The sequence below is a fragment of the Pedobacter antarcticus genome (assembly GCF_900103515.1).
Classification (GTDB): domain Bacteria; phylum Bacteroidota; class Bacteroidia; order Sphingobacteriales; family Sphingobacteriaceae; genus Pedobacter; species Pedobacter antarcticus.
In genome coordinates, this window is record NZ_FNGZ01000002.1 from 481828 (window position 1) to 501082 (window position 19255).

Below are 19255 nucleotides of genomic sequence, written 5' to 3' on the forward strand. Positions count from 1 at the left end.
AGGTAAAGAACATTTTCAGGTGATGCAATTTGTTTTAGATGATCTTTTCTTATTTCAGGCAAGGTCGACCGTCTTTTTTCTGAATTCTGAGGGTGTAGATGAGTACCTGGCTTTAAATACAGTAGAAAAGTAAGCAGGAGAGGAGAATCCGACCTGATAGGTTATCTCTGTTATACTTGCCTGTGAATCTGTAAGTAATGCCGAAGCCCTTTTTAAGCGCTCTCTTAAAATATAGTCATTCACCGTACAGTCAATAAGTCCCTTGGTTTTTCTGTAAAGTTGTATCCTTGAAATACTCATCTGCTGCGCTATAAAATCTATATTCAACTGATCGTTGCCAAGATGTGTATTAATGACCAGGTTGAAGTTTGACAAAAATTGTTCAGATAGCGGATTAGAGGCTGGTTTTCTTTGCTGATCTGCCCGTTTATTATTGGTTAAAGATGCAAGTGCTGGTTTCGACTCTCTGTTTACACGTCTGGTAACCGTATATGCGGGGAGATTATGGATGTTGTATAATTCTGACTGAAGTTTTATTCTCCGCCGGTTTAATAAGATACAAATGTAAATCAGGATCATAATAATTACACCCATTACGATTTCATGCCAATATATATCTTTCATAGTTTATGCTCTGATCTTTTGTTGTAAATCTGCTTTATGCAAGTTAAGAGAAAAATTGATTACCTGTTCGTGTCGGGATCGTTGCCGGGATCGTTTCCGGAGTTTTCCTGATTATAAAATTAAAAATTGGATAGAAAGACCTGTCCCCACATCTTTCAGTCTGTGTTTTAGTATTAATTATGATATAATTCTGTAAGTCAAAATAGGTAAAATAATGCTTTATATAGTGGCTATAGCTTGTATTTGTTTAATAAACAGCATTTTGAATTAGATTCTTATCATAGTTAATATATTATGGAAATGATACAATTTCGATAGGTACTAATTGGAATTTGCTATATATTGGCAGAGCTAACCAATATAAAATGTACGAGATGTTCCCCCCCAAATCCAGATCCCCGGATCTGTGTCCAATTTTGTCATACGACAATTCTAAGCGTTACCGCATATTAAATTCACCTAACCAAATTAAATTATGAATGAGTTTTTACTTCTAAGAAGGAAGTCTGTCTTTTCGGGGCTGGCTGAATTCAAATTCAATAAAAAGTTCCTTCTCGGACTTTTTGCAATGATTCTGCTTCATTTTTCCGCTTATGCACAAACAGCTGTAAAAGGAACTGTGTCTGATACTGAAAATAACACGTTGATTGGTGTTACTGTATCGGTAGGTGGTACGAGTATCCGGGTAATGACCGACGCAGATGGAAAATATACAATTAATGTTCCTGCAACAGGAAAACAATTGGTTTTTACCTATGTAGGTTTGCAGTCACAAACTGTTGAAATTAATGGCAGATCGACGGTAAATGTGATCCTGACAAGTGGTACTGAACTTGAAGTTGTGAATGTAGTGGGTTATGGCTCTGTAAAAAAGAGTGATTTAACCGGAGCTGCTACCACAATCTCTGCCAAAGATTTCAACAAAGGGCCGCTTATAGCTCCCGATCAATTGATTCAGGGTAAAGTTGCTGGTGTTCAAATGATTAACAATAGTGGACAGCCAGGTGGTGCGTCGACTGTTAGAATCAGGGGAAATACAGCAATGACGGGTTCAGGACAGCCGCTTTACATCGTGGATGGTGTGGCTTTGGATGGCAGATCTGCCAGACCCAGCAACAGCGGTGGTGTGGGTGTTGCTCCAAGTGGCAATCCTTTAAACTTTATTAATCCGGCAGACATTGCTAGTATGGAAATCCTGAAAGATGCATCTGCGACCGCTATTTATGGTTCTAGAGCAGCTTATGGTGTGGTATTGATCACAACAAAAAGAGGATTAGCCGGAACTACAAAAATAGATGCAAGCGCTTCTGCAGGTGTAAGTACAATTGCTAACAGTATTGATGTGCTTAATGGCGATGAATATCGTGCTGCATTAAAAAAATATGACTTGACCAGCGGTGATCATGGTGGTAATGTAGACGCCATGGACGAAATTACCCGTACCGGTTATAATCAGAATTATTCAGTTGGAGTTAGCGGTGGTAGTGACGGGAATACTTTCCGGGCATCCTTTGGTTACCAGAACCAACAAGGTATTATCAAAAAAACAGACTTTAAGAAATATAGTGGTGCATTTAACGGAAACTTCAAGTTTCTGGAAAGCAAAAAACTTGGTTTAGATGTCAATTTGATTGCGAATCAATACACAGAAAATATCGCGCCTATTACCACAGATGCAGGCTTTACCGGTTCACTGGTGAGCCAGGCTCTGTCATGGAATCCAACACTTTCTATGAGAAATCCAGATGGTTCTGTTTTTGTAGATCAGGGCTCAACAATTATTAATCCATTAGCGATGCTGGAAGCTTCGAGTGATAAATCGAAAGTTTCGACTATCCTGGGAAGTGTTTCACCTTATTATAAGATTACACCTTGGTTAGAGTACAGAATGTTAGCCAGTATTAATTATAGTACTGGTATCCGCAGAGCATCTACAAGAAGCTTTATTAATTTACAGGGTATTCAGGCAACTGATGATTTCCTTGGCGGATATGCAAGTTATTCGAACTCTGAGCTCATTACTCAGCAGTTTACCAATACTTTGAATTTCAATAAAGAAATTGCAAACAAACTGAATCTGAATGCAATAGTAGGTTACGAATACACCAATTATATCAATAAAGGGCAAAATTTGACAGCTAAAGGTTTTGGTGATATTGATGTAGATTATACTGACGCTTTCCAGGCAACTGCTCCGGCGAACAGAACGATGAATTCTTTCAATGATCCAACGACTCAGTTACAGTCTTATTTTGCAAGGGCGATTTTCAACTATGACAATAAGTATCTGTTAACTGCGACTTTCCGTGCAGATGGATCAACTAAATTTGGATCAAGTAACCGTTATGGATATTTCCCTTCTTTTGCAGCTGCATGGAATATTAAAAACGAAAGTTTTATGTCTGACGTTACCTGGTTAAATCAATTGAAAATCAGAGCTGGTTATGGAAAAACAGGTAATCAGGAATTCCCTTCAGGTTCATCGCTTCAACGTTATAATATTAACTATTCAAACGGTCAGCAGTCACTCGTAGGTGTAAATAACGAGAATACCAAATTGAAATGGCAGGCCGACGAACAAACTAATATTGGTATCGATTTCGGTTTGTTTGATAACAGGTTAACAGGATCAGTAGATTACTTCAATAAAACTACCACAGATCTGTTATTTCCGCAGATTCCATTGGTGCCTGCAAATGCTGGCGTTACAGTTACCTGGGTGAATTTACCTGGACAAATTACCAATAAAGGGGTCGAGCTGAGTTTGAATGCGAACATAATTGATAAGCCTGATTTTGGACTGACTTTAGGCGGTAATGCAACCTTCCTGAAAAATAAAGTAAAAAACATTAATGGTATTATTAAAACCGGTGCACTAAGTGGTCAGGGATTGTCTGATGTTACGCTTGAAGTAATTCAAGCCGGATATCCTTTGTTTGCCATGGTAACGCGTGAGTATAATGGTCTTGATGCAGACGGATTTTCTAAATACACAGATGATGGTTACACCTTTTATTATTTAGGTAATCCAAACCCGTCTGCAATTGTTGGTTTTAATGCAAATGTGAGATACAAGAAATTCAATTTTGCAGCAAATTTCAACGGTTCATTTGGTGGGAAAATTTACAACAATACAGCCAACAGCGTATTGCCTATCTCTAACCTTGGAACAGGTAAAAACGTAGCGTCGGACTTACTGAATTCTCCAATTAAAGAATCTCTGGCTAATCCTATTGCTGCTTCCTCACGTTATATCGAGAGCGGCAATTACCTGAAACTAGCTAATGCAACTATTGGCTATACTATAGGTGATCTGGGTAAATCTGTTAAAGCACTGAATATTTTTGTCAACGGTCAGAATCTGCTGGTCTTTACAAAATACAAAGGATTTGATCCAGAAGTCAATGTAGAGAAAGGCGTAAACGGAGTGCCTTCCGCTGGAATTGAATATGTTCCTTATCCAACTGCCAGAACATTCAACTTCGGCGTAAACTTTTCACTTTAATTTAATCCGGAAAACATGAAAAATAAATCAATTATAGCATTAATGGTATTGGCAATTTCTTTATCTGCCTGTACTAAACTTGATGAGAACCTAAACGGACAATTAGGTAATTCGGGGATAAACTCTGATAATGTACCAGCTTTATTAAACGCAAGTTATTCTGCGATGCGGAATCCATATCAGGGTGCGTACGGCTGGTGGGCTTTACAGGAATTTCCTACAGATGAAGCTATTGCGCCTACAAGAGGTGGTGACTGGGATGACAATGGTGCATGGCGTGCTTTGCATTTACACCGCTGGGCAGCAGATCACCCCAGGATATCTTCTGTGTTCAGAGATTTGAACAGTGTGAGTTATGTAGCGACAAACGTGCTTAAATTTAATCCAACTGCAGACCAGAGTGCGCAAGCAAGATTTCTCCGGGCTTTCGCACAGTTTTCTATTTTAGACGGCTGGGGACAAGTGCCCTATCGTGAACCTGGAGAGGACGTGAGTCTGCCTTCGAAAGTTCGTAAAGCACCGGAGCAAATTGATTATCTGATTGCAGAATTGACCGCGATTATACCCGATCTTCCGGACGGCCCCATATATACCGCAAATAAAAATGCTGCTAAGGTATTGCTAATGAAATGTTACCTGAATAAAGGTGCGTTTTTAAATCGTACTGCACCCACATTCGATAACGGCGATATGGCTAAAGTAATCTCACTGGCAGACGAGATTATTTCCGGTGGTAAGTATGCACTTAGTAAGTATTACGATAATTTTGCACCCAAAAATGATGCGCTGTCTAAGGAGAATATTTTTACAGCTCAGAATCTGGGAGGCGTAGATGCAGGTGGTGTCAGGAATATGTGGATTCCAGGGTTGCACTATAATCAAAACCCTAAAGGAAATAATGGTTTTGCAACCCTATCGGACTTCTATGATAAATTTGAAGCCAAGGATTCACGTATTGGTGGAGATTATCCTGGAGTAACGAATCTTACAGGATTAAAGGTAGGCTTTCTTATCGGACAGCAGTTTAATCAGAATGGGGTAGCATTAAAGGACCGTAAAGGAAATAACCTGAGCTTTACCAGAGAAGTAAGTATTATTGAGAGAGATCAGAATCACCTGGAAGTTGCAGGGATCAGAGTTGTTAAATATCCTGTTGACTATCCAAATGAGTCTACCGGACTGGCAGAAAACGACTGGGTATATTTCCGCTACTCAGATGTGCTTCTGATGAAAGCTGAGGCTTTATTGAGGACGCAGCGCGCAGGAGAGGGACTTATCCTTGTAAACACGCTGAGAACTTACCGTGGTGCGACTCCTTTTGTGACACTCACACTCGATAATTTACTCGACGAACGTGGACGCGAATTCTATTGGGAGAGTGTCAGAAGACAAGATTTAATCCGTTTCGCAAAATATCTTACCCCTTGGCAGGAGAAACCAGCGGACGATCCTAAGTATCTGGTATTCCCGATCCCTGACAATCAATTGTCTAATCCGAATTTTACGCAAAATCCGGGTTATTAAGCCATCTATATTAATTGGTTAGTAAAATGACCGGTTAAGCAAAAAGGTTAATCCGATTCCGATCGTGGTTAACCTTTTTTTTTGCTCATCTTTGTTATTTTTATGGATATGACGAAAAGAATAACCAGTCAGCCCAGAACTGTTAAGGTGACCAGGTACGTGAGCCCTCTGCGGGAGGGTGGTTCTATGCCTGCAATTGCAGAGGCTGACGATGATTTTTTATATGTACTCAAGTTCAGAGGTGCAGGGCAAGGTGTGAAAGCATTAATTGCAGAATTAATTGGTGGCGAGATAGCCCGCTTGCTCGGATTTAAGATCCCTGAAATAGTCTTTGCTGAACTGGATGAAGCCTTCGGTAGAACAGAACCGGATGAGGAGATTCAGGATTTGTTAAAAGCTAGTACCGGCTTAAATCTCGGACTTCACTATCTTTCCGGTTCCATCACTTACGATCCGGTCGTGAATACTGTCGACAGTTTGCTGGCGTCACAGATTGTCTGGCTTGATCTTTTATTGGTGAATATGGACAGAACTGCCAGAAATACTAATATGTTGTACTGGCATAAAGAACTTTGGCTAATAGATCACGGGGCCGCCTTGTATTTTCACCATTCCTGGAACAACTGGGAAGAAATGGCTAAGAAACCATTTAAGCTAATCAGTGATCATGTGCTGTTGCCATTGGCTGCCGAACTGGATCAGGTAGACGAGGATTTTCAGGCTGTTCTGACGCCGGAAGCGATAGAAAATATAGTCGCATTAATTCCTGAAGAATGGCTTTGTTACGACACACCCTTTGACCATCCGGAAACACACCGGGATGCTTATGTGAGTTTCCTGAAAACGAGGTTGCTGAATTTTGAAAATATTATAAAAGATGCACAGCATGCAAGAGAAATACTTATTTGAGTATGCAGTGATCCGTGTTGTACCCAGGGTAGAGCGCGAAGAGTTTGTGAATGTCGGCGTCATTTTGTATTGTCCAAAGTTGAAATTTCTCGAAGCAGCCTTACTGCCCGACTTCAAACGTCTGGAGAAATTTGCGCCTGAAGCCGATCTGGAAGAAATTATAGCACATCTTCATGCTTTAGAGCTGATTGCAAAAGGTGGCACTGCAGGTGGGCCGATCGGCGTTTTGGATGCTCCTTCACGTTTTAGATGGCTCACAGCCTTACGCAGCACACAGGTTCAGACCTCCCGTGTGCATCCCGGATTCTGTGCTGATCCGTCTGTCAAGATCTCAGCATTGCTTCAGGAGCAGGCCGGAGAATAAAAAAGGCCCTGCGCTAGCAGGGCCTTTTGTTTGAATTAAAATCTGGAATTAAGGCTTAGCCTCAAGCTCCTTTACCGACTTATCGATCAGATCGGCACTGGCCTGGTCATTCATTCCTTTTCTAACCGGCTTAAGTTGTTGCAGGATCTGAATAATCTTTGGTGCAACGCCATGCGCTTTGTATTTAATGCCGAAATCTTTAATTGCCCGTATTCCTTCACTTGCATACCCGGGAGATTTTACTGCTGCAATAATATTAATGAAATCGCTGAACATGTCAAATTTTGACTGTGGATCTGCACTCATAAAATTCTGATAAACAAATGGCCATTCCGAATCTCCTCCAGATACCCCGTAAATGGAAACGATCGCTTTGGTCAGCATGCCTTTGCTATCTTTCTCAAAACTTTTGGCCAGTTGAAGTGCCTGAGTTTTGTCCAGAATTGCAGTACCTTCCAGACCAGCACCTATAATGGCGTAAGAAGTGCTTTTCAGTGCTTCCTGATAGATTTCTTTATATTTCTCTGGTTGTTCAGAAGTATAAAGTGAGCGGATGGCGGCCGCTCTAACCAGATTGTTGTCGTCTTTTTGAGCAGACTTCACCAGTTCGGGTAAGGCTAGTGCGTATAGTTTCGTCTGGCCTGGAGTAATAGCTTCAATAGCCTGGATACGTAGTTCGTAATATTTATCCTGCAAAGCAGCCATCAGAATTTTTTCTGCTGTAGGATCCTGTTGTTTCAAGGCAGCTTTCGCTGCTTCAATGGCCTCCAGACGATCTACATATAATCCGGCGTTCTGGTATTGGAACCAGAATTCCTGTAAGGTTTTATGATCTGTCTTTTTGGTCAGCAGAATTTTATCGCCATCTACGTTGACCAGGTCTGGTTTACGGTCAAGTTTCCAGCTTAGCGTATCGGTTTTATCAGTCATCCAGATTTGTTTCCGGATCTTTTTCCCGCCGCTGTAAATGTCTACAGCCATAGGTATCCTGAATGTATCTCCATCCTGCGTTTGGCTAAGAATAACCTGCTGCGTTTGAGTCTGCTCGTCCCAATTGTATTTGATATCCAGCAGCGGGTGTCCTGCGCCGAAGTACCATTGATTGAAGAACCAATTCAGGTCTTTGCCGCTTACTTCTTCCAGTGCAAGACGAAGTTGATGAGCTTCACCATTTTTAAAGGCATTCGTTTTCAGGTAAAGGCCCAATCCTTTATAAAAGGCTTCTTTACCAAGGTAGTTCCTTAACATATTAAGTACTCTTCCACCTTTTTGGTACGATACCCCATCGAACATGTCCATGGAATTATGATAGTGAAAGCGGACAAGGTCCTTTTTCTCATTGCCCGGGTCGCTGAGGTAACCCTGCATAGCCTCGTAATTATGTGCATCTCCTGCGTCCTGTCCATATTTATGTTCTGCCCATAATGTTTCACTCAGGTCTGCAAATGATTCATTTACAGTTAAGTTGCTCCAGCTTTCTGCAGTAACGTAGTCACCAAACCACTGGTGGAAAAGTTCGTGAACGATAGTACTTCTGCCTTTATCGTAATAACGGTCTGCAAGCTCTCTTGCTGTGCCCTGCACATAATCTCCATGTAAGGTGGCTGTGGTGTTTTCCATAGCGCCACTTACATAATCTCTTACAACGATCTGTGCATATTTATTCCAGGGATAATCTACCCCCAGAATCTGAGAATAGAAGTCCATTACTTCCGGTGTAAACCCAAAGATATCTTTTGCATAAGGTGCGTACGCAGGTTCCAGATAGTAGTTTACTTCTTTATCTTTCCACTTATCCTTGTAGATTTTGAAATCTCCAACCGCCATCATGAATAAATAGGGCGAATGTGGCAATTCCATTTTCCAGGTATCGGTACGGGTTCCATCGGCATTTTTTTTCTGTGAATCCAGTCTGCCGTTGGAAAGTGTAACGTATTTCGCAGGCACAGTCATACTGATTTCCTGCGTGGTTTTCTGATTAGTGTGATCTATAGTCGGGAACCAGGCCGACGAGCTTTCCAGCTCACCCTGAGTCCATATCTGTACCGGCTTTCCTTTTTCTGTGCTGTCCGGATTAATGAAATACAAACCCTTTGCATCTGTAATGGCTGCACCTGCTTCCAGCTGAAGCTCGTCTGGTTTTGCCGTATAAGCAATATACAGGGTGTACTTTTCTGATCTCTGGTAAGTTTTGTTTAGCCTTATATTCAGAGAAAGGTTATCGTAAGTATATTTTAACGGGGTTTTCTTTCCATTGGTAAACAAGGAAACCTCTTTAATATCCATCCCTTTTGCGTCCAGTCTCAAACTGTCGGTGGCATAAAAATGTGGCTGCAGTGTAACCCATTCTTCCCCATACAGGTAACGTTTTTTATAGTCAAACTTAACATTGAGCTTAGTATGGACAAGATTGTTAATTTTATCCGGGGTTGCCCGGTATATTTTCAGCTGTGGATCAGCTAATTTTTCCTGGCCGAAAACAGGTAGTGTAATGGCCGTACTAATGAGCATCAGTGTACCTAATGCCGCATATTTATAATGATTCGGTTTTGATTTCATTTCGCAAATTTTGTATTGTAAAACTAGATGCACTGACGCGAAAGTACAAATTTGGTGTGAAATCGTATTTTTCAAGACATTTTTACACTATTGCGGTGAATCAGGGGGCGAAAAAGCCTGTTTTGTAAACTGACCGTAATAAACAAAGTATAAACTTAGTTTATTAGGGCTATACCGTATCTTTGTGATAGTTCTTTAGCGGTATGTCTATACCCTGATGAAATGTTTAAACAGAGAAAGATGGAAAAAGATGATATAATGCTGGATCAGTTAGCCAACAAAGAATATGAGTTTGGCTTTGTTACAGCTATTGATATGGATATTTCTGAAACCGGACTGAATGAAGATACTGTCAGGTTTATATCCGCGAAGAAAAATGAGCCGCAATGGATGCTGGATTGGAGAATGAAGGGGTATCAGGCATTTCTGCAACAGGAAATGCCCGAATGGCAGAATTTTAAAATGCCTGAAATGGATTTTCAGGCAATATCCTATTATGCTGCGCCAAAGCAACAGGCAAAATACGCTTCGCTGGATGAGGTCGATCCTGAATTGCTGCGTACGTTCGAAAAACTGGGTATACCCATGTCCGAACAGAAACAACTTGCAGGGGTAGCAGTTGATGTCGTATTTGACAGTGTTTCTGTAACTACAACTTATAAAAAACACCTGAATGAACTTGGAATTATATTCTGTTCTATCAGCGAGGCGGTAAGAGAACATCCGGAACTGGTACAGAAATACCTGGGTTCGGTAGTTCCGCATACTGATAATGTGTTCGCTTCACTGAATACAGCTGTGTTTTCTGACGGGTCTTTTGTATATATTCCCAAAGGCGTGCGTTGTCCTATGGAGCTTTCCACGTATTTCAGAATAAATGCTGAAAATACCGGGCAGTTCGAAAGAACCCTGATTATTGCAGACGAAGATAGTTATGTGAGTTATCTGGAAGGTTGTACTGCTCCGATGCGTGATGAGAATCAACTGCATGCGGCTGTCGTCGAACTAATTGCAATGAAAGGTGCGGAGATAAAATACTCCACCGTCCAAAACTGGTATCCGGGTGATAAAGAAGGTAAAGGCGGTATTTTTAACTTTGTGACCAAACGCGGTGCATGCCGTGGTGCACACAGTAAGATATCCTGGACTCAGGTCGAAACTGGATCTGCAATTACCTGGAAGTATCCGAGTATTCTTTTACAAGGAGATTATTCAGCCGGTGAATTCTACAGCGTTGCTGTAACTAATCATATGCAGATTGCCGATACAGGTACTAAAATGCATCATATCGGTGCACATACGAAGAGTAGAATTATTTCAAAAGGAATTTCTGCCGGAAAGGGTCAGAATAGTTATAGAGGTTTAGTTCAGATGGGTCCAAGGGCTGCTTATTCAAGGAACTTTACACAATGTGACTCCCTGTTGATCGGTGACCTTTGCGGAGCACATACTTTTCCTTATATCGAATCAAAAAACAATACTGCTACTATTGAGCACGAAGCGACCACCTCTAAAATTGGTGAAGATCAGGTGTTTTATTTGAATCAGCGTGGTATTGACTCTGAGCAGGCAATTGCTTTAATCGTGAACGGTTACGCCAAAGATGTATTGAATCAATTACCAATGGAATTTGCTGTGGAAGCACAAAAATTACTTTCTCTTACACTGGAAGGCAGCGTAGGATAAATCTAAAAAATTAAATATAAATGATGTTATCAATAAAAAACCTTCATGCAAATATTGAAGGAAAAGAAATATTAAAAGGAATTAACCTGGAAGTTAATGCTGGTGAAGTGCATGCGATCATGGGGCCGAACGGTTCCGGTAAAAGCTCGCTCGCCTCTGTATTGGCCGGACGTGAAAACTATGAGGTTACTGAAGGTGAAGTTTGGTTGGATGGTAAAAATCTGCTGGACATGAAACCTGAAGAACGTGCACGTGAAGGTGTTTTTCTTGCATTTCAGTACCCTGTGGAAATACCTGGCGTTTCTAATATCAATTTCTTGAAGACTGCATTGAGTGAAATTCGTACTCACCGTAATCTTCCTCAGCTTTCTGCAAAGGAATTCCTGAAGATGACCAGGGAGAAACAGGAATTGGTAGAATTTGAAGCTAAGTTAGCGAACCGTTCGCTGAACCAGGGCTTCTCTGGTGGAGAGAAAAAAAGAAATGAGGTTTTTCAACTTGCAATGCTGGAACCAAAATTGTCAATTCTGGACGAAACTGATTCAGGCCTGGACATTGATGCCCTTCGTATCGTTTCCAGTGGAATCAACAAATTGCGTTCGACAGAAAATGCCTTTGTTCTGATTACGCATTACCAACGTTTATTGGAATATATCGTGCCGGATTTTGTCCATGTATTATATAATGGCCAGATTGTAAAATCCGGTAATAAAGATCTTGCACTGGAACTGGAAGAAAAAGGATATGACTGGCTGAAAGAAGAGTTTCACGGTAACGCAGCTTTAAATGGACAATAAAATGAAAAAGTTATCTAAAAGTCCTTTGTACCAACAATTGGTGGATGCCTATAACCAGCGTAATTCCGATGGGAATGCTACGCAGGAGAGGGAACAGGCTTTTACTGCTTTTGTAGAAAAAGGTTTCCCTTCCAACAGGGACGAAGATTGGAAATTTACAAATTTAGCTCCTTTCCTTGCTGATGAATATAGTTTTGATTTACAGCAACCTGCGGCGGCGGTTTTAGAAAATGCAGTTCAACATGCCCGGATTCCAGGATTAGAGAGCTATGTACTTGTATTAGTTAACGGCAAAATAAACGGATCACTTTCTATATTGCCGGATGCTTCTTGTTTTAAACTTAAGCAGTTATCTGAAGTTTCAGATCTAAATTATTTTAATACTTATAAATCTGAACATGTTGGTGCGGGGAACCGTATGCTGGCATTAAATACAGCTCTTTTTAACGAAGGATACCTTTTAGAGGTTCCGGACAGCGTAATCTGGGATAAACCATTGCACATTATTCAGTTTTTTGCCGGAGAGCAGAATTTGTTTATCCAGAATCGCAATGTTCTGGTGATGGGCAGATTTGCAGGCCTGGAGGTGATTGAGTCTGTTATTTCGCTTCAGAACGGTCATAAGCTTTTTGTAAACAATGTAACACAGGTCAGGGTTGCCGAGCAAGCCAGTTTAATCCAGTACCAGATACAGCATAATCAGGCTGAGGACAGGTTAGTCAATTTTCTGGAAGTTGTGCAGGAAAAGAACAGCCGTTATGACCATTTTAGTTTTAATCTTCCGGGAGCAGAACTGATCAGAAATAACCTGGAAATTGTATTGAACGGATCAGCTACAGAAACTCATCTGATGGGGCTTTATCTGGTCGGCGATCACCAGTTAACGGATAACCATACTGCAATTCATCATTTATTCCCTAATTGCGACAGCAATGAGATTTATAAAGGTGTATTGCTGGGCAAGGGAAAAGCAGTATTTAACGGTAAAGTGTTTGTCGAAAGACCTGCGCAGAAAACTAATGCGTTTCAACAAAACAATAATCTGCTATTAAGCGATAAAGCACAGGTTTTTGCCAAACCTCAGCTGGAAATTTTCGCAGATGATGTGAAATGCAGCCACGGCTGTACAGTTGGGCAATTTGATCCTGAATCTTTATTCTATTTGCGTTCAAGGGGAATTGGTGAGGATTCTGCCCGTAAGTTACTGGTAGAAGCATTTATGTTTGATGTTACTCAAAGAATCACAAACGAGCCTGTAAAGGAATATGTACAAAGTTTAATCTACGAAAAGATGGAAAATTCTTTCGCAGATACCAATACTTCAGTTTATGGCTAGATTAGATACAGACCGGATTAGAAAGGACTTCCCTATATTAAGTACTACTATTTATGGTAAACCGCTGGTTTATCTGGATAATGCGGCAACTACACAAAAGCCGGTTCAGGTGCTGGATATGCTGGAACAATATTACCGGGAGTACAATAGTAATGTGCACCGCGGTGTACATCTGCTTAGTCAGCAGGCGACTGCTGCTTATGAGCAGGCGCGTAAAAAAGTAGCTGCTTTTATTGGTGCCGCGGAAAGTGATGAGGTGATCTTTACCAAGGGCACAACCGACGGTATTAATTTGGTCGCTTCTTCTTACGGCCGTAAATATCTGCAACCTGGTGATTCGGTATTAATATCAGCTATGGAACACCATTCTAACATTGTGCCCTGGCAGATGATCTGCGAAGAACGCGGTGCAGTGCTTAAGGTAATTCCAATGGATAAGAATGGCGTTCTGAAATTAGATGAGCTGCCAGGTCTATTAGATGAGAAAGTAAAAATAGTTTCGCTGACTTACGTTTCTAATTCTTTAGGGACAGTAAATCCTGTGCACGAAGTGATTAGCCAGGCACATGCTAAGAATATACCTGTACTGCTTGATGCAGCTCAGGCTGTACAACATTTTCCGATAGATGTGCAGGAACTCGATGTCGATTTTCTGGTTTTCTCAGGACACAAGTTGTACGGGCCTACAGGGATTGGCGTATTATACGGAAAGTCAGTATGGCTGAACGATTTGCCACCTTATCAGGGTGGGGGAGATATGATCAAAACCGTAACTTTTGCAAAAACAGTTTACAATGTGCTCCCTTATAAATTTGAAGCTGGTACACCAGATATATCCGGTGCAGTAGGTCTGGGAAAAGCAATTGATTATATCACTGAACTGGGACTGGATACGATCAGGGAACAGGAAGATATGTTAGTTCAATATGCGCTTACCGAGATGGCAGCTATACCGGGTATCCGTTTTATCGGTCAGGCGGAAAAGCGATCAAGTGTAGTTTCTTTTCTCATTAACGATATTCATCCGTATGATTTGGGAGAATTATTGGATAAACAGGGTATTGCTATTCGAACCGGACATCATTGTACAGAGCCGGTAATGGATCATTTCGGGATTCCTGGAACCTGCCGCGCATCTTTTGCGTTTTATAATACAACTGAAGAGATTGATTTGCTGGTTGCAGGAATCAAAAGAGCGGCTGCAATACTGCAGGGGTAAGCAGAGATATCTTTATTTTTTGCCTTAAATCAATATATATGACAATTAATGAAAAACAGGATGAGCTAATCGAAGATTTCGAACTTTTCTCAGACTGGATGGACAAATATGAAAATATCATCGAGATGGGTAAGGATCTTCCCTTGATTGATGAAAAATATAAAGTACCGGAGAATCTGATCAAAGGCTGTCAATCTAATGTGTGGTTACAGCCTGAATTCAGGGATGGCAGCGTATGGTTTACTGCAGACAGTGATGCTATTATTACCAAAGGGCTGATTAGTATGATGGTGGGCGTCCTTTCCGGACACACGCCTGAAGAAATTGTTGCTGCTGACCTTTATTTCATTCCTGCGATTGGGTTGCAGAATCATCTCTCTCCAAACCGTTCAAATGGGCTACTGGCTATGCTCAAACAAATTAAATTATACGCACTGGCTTACCAGTCTGCCGCAAAACAAGGACACAAATGAGCGAATTATCATTAAGAGACCGTATTGAAGAAGCTTTAAGTACGGTATATGACCCGGAAATCCCGGTAAATATATTTGAACTTGGTCTGATCTATAAAATCCAGATGATGGACAATCAGGGAGTTCATATTTATATGACGCTTACTGCACCGGCTTGTCCGGCTGCCGGAGAAATTATGACTGAAGTGGAAACTAAAGTAAAAGCGATACCTGGAATAGGCGAGGTGGAAGTGAGACTAACATTTGATCCGCCCTGGGATAGAGATATGATGAGTGAAGAAGCAAAACTGGAATTAGGCTGGTTATAATGGAAAATCGTCTCCATTTCAGGGAACGGTGTCTCGGACTATTAAAGAATAATGGCCCGCAAACCTTGCTCAACCTGGCAGCGGCGTTAAAACTCACAGTTGAAGGCGCACGCTTTCAGATCCGCCGGCTTGAGGCAGAAGGTCTGGTCAGGTCAGAAGCACAGCCCTCGGGCAGGGGCAGGCCTCAGCAATTCTGGTCACTAACCCAGCTGGGAGAATCAAGATTTCCGGACACGCATGCTTCATTAACTGTCAGACTGATGGAGGTGATGAAAGAAACACTGGGAGAGCAGGCCGTAAGCCAGGTTATCAGTGTAGATGGCGATCACAGTACCCGTCGTTACCTGCAGTCGCTCGAGGGAATTACGGATCCGGTTACCCGGATCACAAGATTTGCCGCGATCAGGAGCACGGAAGGTTATATGGCGCAGTTTATTCAGGATGACCTGAGCTATATCTTTGTGGAGAATCATTGCCCCATAAACGTAGCAGCACATGCTAATCCGGCAATCTGCTGTGCTGAATTTAAAACATTAAAAGCAGTTGTGGGAGAAGAAATTCCTGTCAACCGCATCGAATATATTGTAGCTGGTAACAGACGCTGTGCCTACCGTGTGCATTTATAAAACCCATCAAATTATTGATCACTAATAATTTTCTGGCCTTTATATTGTTTATAATATAAATGGCCTGATGCCATCTAATTAAATTTTATCATGACACACAACAAACTGAAGAAATTCTCTGCTTACGTATTAGCAGGACTTTTATTAACAAGCGGGATAACTGCCGGTGCACAGGAAAAAGAACAAAAGAAAATGACAGACGCAGCGACTGTACTTTCTGATTTTGCCGGAATGAAAGAGTCTATTCCGTCTGAACTTATCGCGGTAACTGAAGGGATCATTGTAATTCCCAAAATGATCAACGCAGGATTTGTGGTTGGCGCAAAAAGAGGTAAAGGGGTGGCTATGGTTAAAAATGCCGATGGTACCTGGAGTAACCCTGTTTTTGTGACCATGACGGGCGGTAGTATAGGCGCGCAGATAGGAGTACAGTCTGTAGACCTTGTACTTGTATTTAAGCATAGAAAAAGTCTCACTGAAATTAAAAAGAGCAGCTTCACACTTGGTGGAGATTTATCTGTTGCAGCCGGACCCGTGGGAAGAAGCTCTTCAGCTAACACAGACTATAAACTGGAAGCAGAAGTTTATTCTTACTCAAGAAGTAAAGGTTTATTTGCTGGAATTACTTTAAATGGTGCTTCCCTGGATATTGATAGTCAGGCTAACCAGAAATATTATGGAAAAACCGAAAATGTAAAAGGTATTTTCGAAGCTAAACCAAGTAAAAAGGAGGAAGTTGTCCTGCTGAAAGAGAAACTTATAGCAATGCAGTAATTTCTTAAATGCAAGATCTGATAAAAGGACCACAAGTTAATTGATTTGCGGTCCTTTTGTTTCAGGGTCTGAATTTTATTCGTCTCGAAGGCATTGTACCGGATTCTTAAAGCCTGCTTTGATAGCTTGTGTACATACTGTAATCCAGGAAATAAAGAGCGCGATAAAACCCGCTCCTGCAAAGTACCAAACTTGCAGATCTATTCTATAAGCAAAAGTATCCAGCCATTGCTTAGTGAGTACGTAACTTAATGGCAGCCCAATCAAAATGGCGATAAATACGGGCTTAATAAAGTCTTTTGATAAAGTGTATACAATTCTCCACTCACTTGCGCCTAATACTTTCCTGATTCCAATTTCTTTAAGTTTTCGCTGCGCCGTAAACGAAGCCAGGCCAAATAGACCAAGACAAGATATAATGATCGCCAGTGAAGCAAAATACCTCGACAATGAGGAAACTCTTTGCTCTGCAACATATTGTTCCTGAAAATCCTGATCTAAAAACTTATAGTCAAAATTACTTCCGGCATTAAAATCCTTATAGACTTTTTGAAGGGCAGCTATTGTTTCTTTTTCTGTGCCGGCTTTTATTCTGACCATAATTCTGTTTGTATGTTTAGCATCGAACAAAAAGAACATGGGTTTCACTATTTCATGCATAGATTCAAAATGCACATTTCTGACTATACCTATAATTTGCAGGTCTTTCCCCCATAAATTAAAGACCTTGCCTATCGGGTTTTTTAAGCCCATAATCTTTATACCAGCCTCATTAAAAATCACTTTAGTACTATCAGACCCAAAATTATCCGAGAAAGTACGGCCATCTATCATCTCCATCCCCATGGTTTCGATCAGGCCGCTATTTATGCCGGCATGTTGAAAGGCAAGTGCTTGCTTCGGATCGCGCCCTTCCCAGCTGAAGTCACCTTGCGTAGATTTTAAATCGCCGATAAATCTCTTATTCATACTGGAGGCATTAATTACGCCGGGAATTTTCTTTACTGCATTGATAAAAGTGCCGGCATTATTTTTTAATTTACCTTCGGGTTCGAGATATAAAACGTTGTCTCTTTTATAACCCGGATATCCGTGCTGAACAAATTCAATTTGTTTGTAGACAACTAAAACAGCAACGATGAGGATTACTGAAAGTGTAAACTGAAATATAACCAGTCCTTTACGGGTCCATAGTTCTCCGGCAGAATGCGTGATTTTTCCTTTTAAAGCTGCAGCGGGATTAAAACCTGATAGATATAATGCTGGATAACTTCCCGAAATTAATCCAGTTAAAGTGGTAATTCCAATCAATATCAGGGCTAGCTTCCATCCAAACTCTAATAATAAATGTTTACCTGTGATTTCATTAAACACCGGGAGTAAAAGTTCAACGCAAAGGAGGGAGAAGAATAAGGATAAATAGACCAAAAGTAGAGATTCTGCCATAAATTGCATAATTAAAGAGCCACGGCTTGCACCCATAACCTTTTTTATCCCGACTTCTTTCATCCTTATTGATGCCCTTGCTGTTGCTAAGTTCATGAAGTTTACACATGCAATTACCAGGATGAAAATAGCAATGAGAGAAAATAGCTTAACGTATTCTATTCTCCCTCCTGTCTGTTTACCATTTTCATATTTATCATATAAATAGCCGTCTGCATAGGGTCTGATAAATAACTCACTACGGTTTTGTCCTTTCAACTTCATGAAGCCTTTGATTTTCGCATTAAAAACATCAACCGGCACATTGTTTTTCAGTAGGATAAAGGTATTAGGGCCACGGTTACTCCATTCCGAAAAAGGAGAAGATGGTCCCATAAGCAAACCAATCGAGACAATAAAATCGACCTGTTTTGAAGAGGTCGAAGGCATGACCTTAAATACACCTGAAATAAGCGCATGATTTTCTGTTTCCATATCAGCATTTTCCCAGACAATTTCTTTACCGAGAACATCTGTAGTGTTGAATAATTTCATTGCCATTGGCTCTGAAATAACAATTGAGTTTTTCTCTTTGAGAACTTCTCTGGCATTACCTGAAACTAGCGGATAGGAGAATATTTGAAAAAAGTTCTTCCCGGCAAATAGGCCATCTCCTTTAATACTGTTATTGGTTTTAGTTAGGAGTTTACTCTGTGCAATCCAGTACTGGGGTGAGACAGCTACAGCGTCCTGTACTTCGGGCATCTCAGCTAGCAATGTTTCACCTAATATCCCTGCAGTTTGGTCAGTAGTGTTTACTCCTGATGTTATCTGCTCGTTTTCCATCACTTGGTAAAGCTGAGTACCATTAACGTGAAATTTGTCCATGTTAACTTCATCGGTTACCCATAAACTAATTAGCAAAGTACAGGTAAGCCCTGCTGTAAGGCCAATCAGGTTGATAAAGAATGAACTTTTATGTTTTTTGAAGTTCCTGTAAATCAGCAATAGGTAATGTTGAAGCATAATTTGGATTTTATTCTCGTTTTTCTTTAGCGATGTTAATGCCATAAACGAAACCGGGTCTTATGTGCCTGAAAAATACACTTTAACAAACCATTTGTAC

15 protein-coding genes are annotated in these 19255 nt (G+C 40.9%); 12 read left to right on the forward strand and 3 right to left on the reverse strand.

Annotated features, from left to right (window positions below; all coding sequences use genetic code 11):
- Window positions 1-54: 54 nt before the first annotated feature.
- A complete protein-coding gene (locus BLR53_RS05660; protein WP_074587903.1) occupies window positions 55-624 on the reverse strand; it encodes a helix-turn-helix domain-containing protein in 570 nt (189 codons plus the stop codon).
- Window positions 625-1099: 475 nt separating this feature from the next.
- Here BLR53_RS05660 and BLR53_RS05665 point away from each other — a divergent pair, with 475 nt between their 5' ends.
- The 4 genes from BLR53_RS05665 (at window position 1100) to BLR53_RS05680 (ending at window position 6926) form a co-directional block, all read left to right on the forward strand.
- Window positions 1100-4129: a SusC/RagA family TonB-linked outer membrane protein gene (locus BLR53_RS05665; RefSeq protein WP_244889455.1), complete on the forward strand. Its 3030-nt coding sequence runs from the start codon at window positions 1100-1102 to the stop codon at window positions 4127-4129.
- A gap of 15 nt (window positions 4130-4144) precedes the next feature.
- A complete protein-coding gene (locus tag BLR53_RS05670) occupies window positions 4145-5653 on the forward strand; it encodes a RagB/SusD family nutrient uptake outer membrane protein (protein ID WP_074587906.1) in 1509 nt (502 codons plus the stop codon).
- A 108-nt stretch (window positions 5654-5761) separates the two neighbouring features.
- Entirely contained in the window at window positions 5762-6562 is an 801-nt protein-coding gene (locus BLR53_RS05675) for a HipA family kinase (RefSeq protein WP_074588522.1), read from the forward strand.
- Window positions 6540-6926, forward strand: a complete 387-nt coding sequence (locus BLR53_RS05680; protein WP_074587910.1) for a DUF3037 domain-containing protein — start codon at window positions 6540-6542, stop codon at window positions 6924-6926. Before BLR53_RS05675 ends, BLR53_RS05680 begins: the two co-directional genes overlap by 23 nt.
- A 48-nt stretch (window positions 6927-6974) precedes the next feature.
- Here the strand turns inward: BLR53_RS05680 and BLR53_RS05685 are convergent, their stop codons facing one another.
- Window positions 6975-9485, reverse strand: a complete 2511-nt coding sequence (locus BLR53_RS05685; protein WP_074587915.1) for a M1 family metallopeptidase — start codon at window positions 9483-9485, stop codon at window positions 6975-6977.
- Window positions 9486-9725: 240 nt separating this feature from the next.
- Here BLR53_RS05685 and sufB point away from each other — a divergent pair, with 240 nt between their 5' ends.
- The 8 genes from sufB (at window position 9726) to BLR53_RS05725 (ending at window position 16704) form a co-directional block, all read left to right on the forward strand.
- Window positions 9726-11171: a Fe-S cluster assembly protein SufB gene (sufB, locus tag BLR53_RS05690; protein ID WP_037442554.1), complete on the forward strand. Its 1446-nt coding sequence runs from the start codon at window positions 9726-9728 to the stop codon at window positions 11169-11171.
- A 20-nt stretch (window positions 11172-11191) separates the two neighbouring features.
- The gene (gene sufC, locus BLR53_RS05695; RefSeq protein WP_425312216.1) at window positions 11192-11968 is read left to right on the forward strand and encodes a Fe-S cluster assembly ATPase SufC; all 777 of its coding nucleotides are present in this window, start codon (window positions 11192-11194) and stop codon (window positions 11966-11968) included.
- 1 nt (window position 11969) lies between these two features.
- On the forward strand, window positions 11970-13304 hold the full coding sequence (gene sufD / locus BLR53_RS05700; RefSeq protein ID WP_176763524.1) for a Fe-S cluster assembly protein SufD: 1335 nt from the start codon (window positions 11970-11972) through the stop codon (window positions 13302-13304).
- Window positions 13297-14523, forward strand: a complete 1227-nt coding sequence (locus tag BLR53_RS05705; protein WP_074587920.1) for an aminotransferase class V-fold PLP-dependent enzyme — start codon at window positions 13297-13299, stop codon at window positions 14521-14523. Before sufD ends, BLR53_RS05705 begins: the two co-directional genes overlap by 8 nt.
- A gap of 38 nt (window positions 14524-14561) precedes the next feature.
- A complete protein-coding gene (locus tag BLR53_RS05710) occupies window positions 14562-14996 on the forward strand; it encodes a SufE family protein (RefSeq protein WP_037442536.1) in 435 nt (144 codons plus the stop codon).
- Window positions 14993-15304 (forward strand): DUF59 domain-containing protein, encoded by a 312-nt coding sequence (locus tag BLR53_RS05715; protein WP_037442533.1) that lies wholly within the window; start codon window positions 14993-14995, stop codon window positions 15302-15304. Before BLR53_RS05710 ends, BLR53_RS05715 begins: the two co-directional genes overlap by 4 nt.
- Entirely contained in the window at window positions 15304-15930 is a 627-nt protein-coding gene (locus tag BLR53_RS05720) for a helix-turn-helix transcriptional regulator (RefSeq protein WP_074587925.1), read from the forward strand. Before BLR53_RS05715 ends, BLR53_RS05720 begins: the two co-directional genes overlap by 1 nt.
- Before the next feature lie 90 nt (window positions 15931-16020).
- Window positions 16021-16704, forward strand: a complete 684-nt coding sequence (locus tag BLR53_RS05725) for a lipid-binding SYLF domain-containing protein (RefSeq protein ID WP_037442529.1) — start codon at window positions 16021-16023, stop codon at window positions 16702-16704.
- Between the two features lie 75 nt (window positions 16705-16779).
- Here BLR53_RS05725 and BLR53_RS05730 read toward each other — a convergent pair whose 3' ends face one another.
- The gene (locus tag BLR53_RS05730; protein ID WP_074588527.1) at window positions 16780-19155 is read right to left on the reverse strand and encodes an ABC transporter permease; all 2376 of its coding nucleotides are present in this window, start codon (window positions 19153-19155) and stop codon (window positions 16780-16782) included.
- Window positions 19156-19255 lie beyond the last annotated feature (100 nt).

Bases quoted from the DNA above. Each gene is read 5' to 3' on its own strand.
- BLR53_RS05670 (WP_074587906.1), top strand. From the start codon at position 4,145: ATGAAAAATAAATCAATTATAGCATTAATGGTATTGGCAATTTCTTTA.
- BLR53_RS05660 (WP_074587903.1), bottom strand. From the start codon at position 624: ATGAAAGATATATATTGGCATGAAATCGTAATGGGTGTAATTATTATG.
- BLR53_RS05710 (WP_037442536.1), top strand. From the start codon at position 14,562: ATGACAATTAATGAAAAACAGGATGAGCTAATCGAAGATTTCGAACTT.
- sufC (WP_425312216.1), top strand. From the start codon at position 11,192: ATGATGTTATCAATAAAAAACCTTCATGCAAATATTGAAGGAAAAGAA.
- BLR53_RS05720 (WP_074587925.1), top strand. From the start codon at position 15,304: ATGGAAAATCGTCTCCATTTCAGGGAACGGTGTCTCGGACTATTAAAG.
- BLR53_RS05685 (WP_074587915.1), bottom strand. From the start codon at position 9,485: ATGAAATCAAAACCGAATCATTATAAATATGCGGCATTAGGTACACTG.
- BLR53_RS05725 (WP_037442529.1), top strand. From the start codon at position 16,021: ATGACACACAACAAACTGAAGAAATTCTCTGCTTACGTATTAGCAGGA.
- BLR53_RS05730 (WP_074588527.1), bottom strand. From the start codon at position 19,155: ATGCTTCAACATTACCTATTGCTGATTTACAGGAACTTCAAAAAACAT.
- BLR53_RS05675 (WP_074588522.1), top strand. From the start codon at position 5,762: ATGACGAAAAGAATAACCAGTCAGCCCAGAACTGTTAAGGTGACCAGG.
- sufD (WP_176763524.1), top strand. From the start codon at position 11,970: ATGAAAAAGTTATCTAAAAGTCCTTTGTACCAACAATTGGTGGATGCC.
- BLR53_RS05705 (WP_074587920.1), top strand. From the start codon at position 13,297: ATGGCTAGATTAGATACAGACCGGATTAGAAAGGACTTCCCTATATTA.
- sufB (WP_037442554.1), top strand. From the start codon at position 9,726: ATGGAAAAAGATGATATAATGCTGGATCAGTTAGCCAACAAAGAATAT.
- BLR53_RS05680 (WP_074587910.1), top strand. From the start codon at position 6,540: ATGCAAGAGAAATACTTATTTGAGTATGCAGTGATCCGTGTTGTACCC.
- BLR53_RS05665 (WP_244889455.1), top strand. From the start codon at position 1,100: ATGAATGAGTTTTTACTTCTAAGAAGGAAGTCTGTCTTTTCGGGGCTG.
- BLR53_RS05715 (WP_037442533.1), top strand. From the start codon at position 14,993: ATGAGCGAATTATCATTAAGAGACCGTATTGAAGAAGCTTTAAGTACG.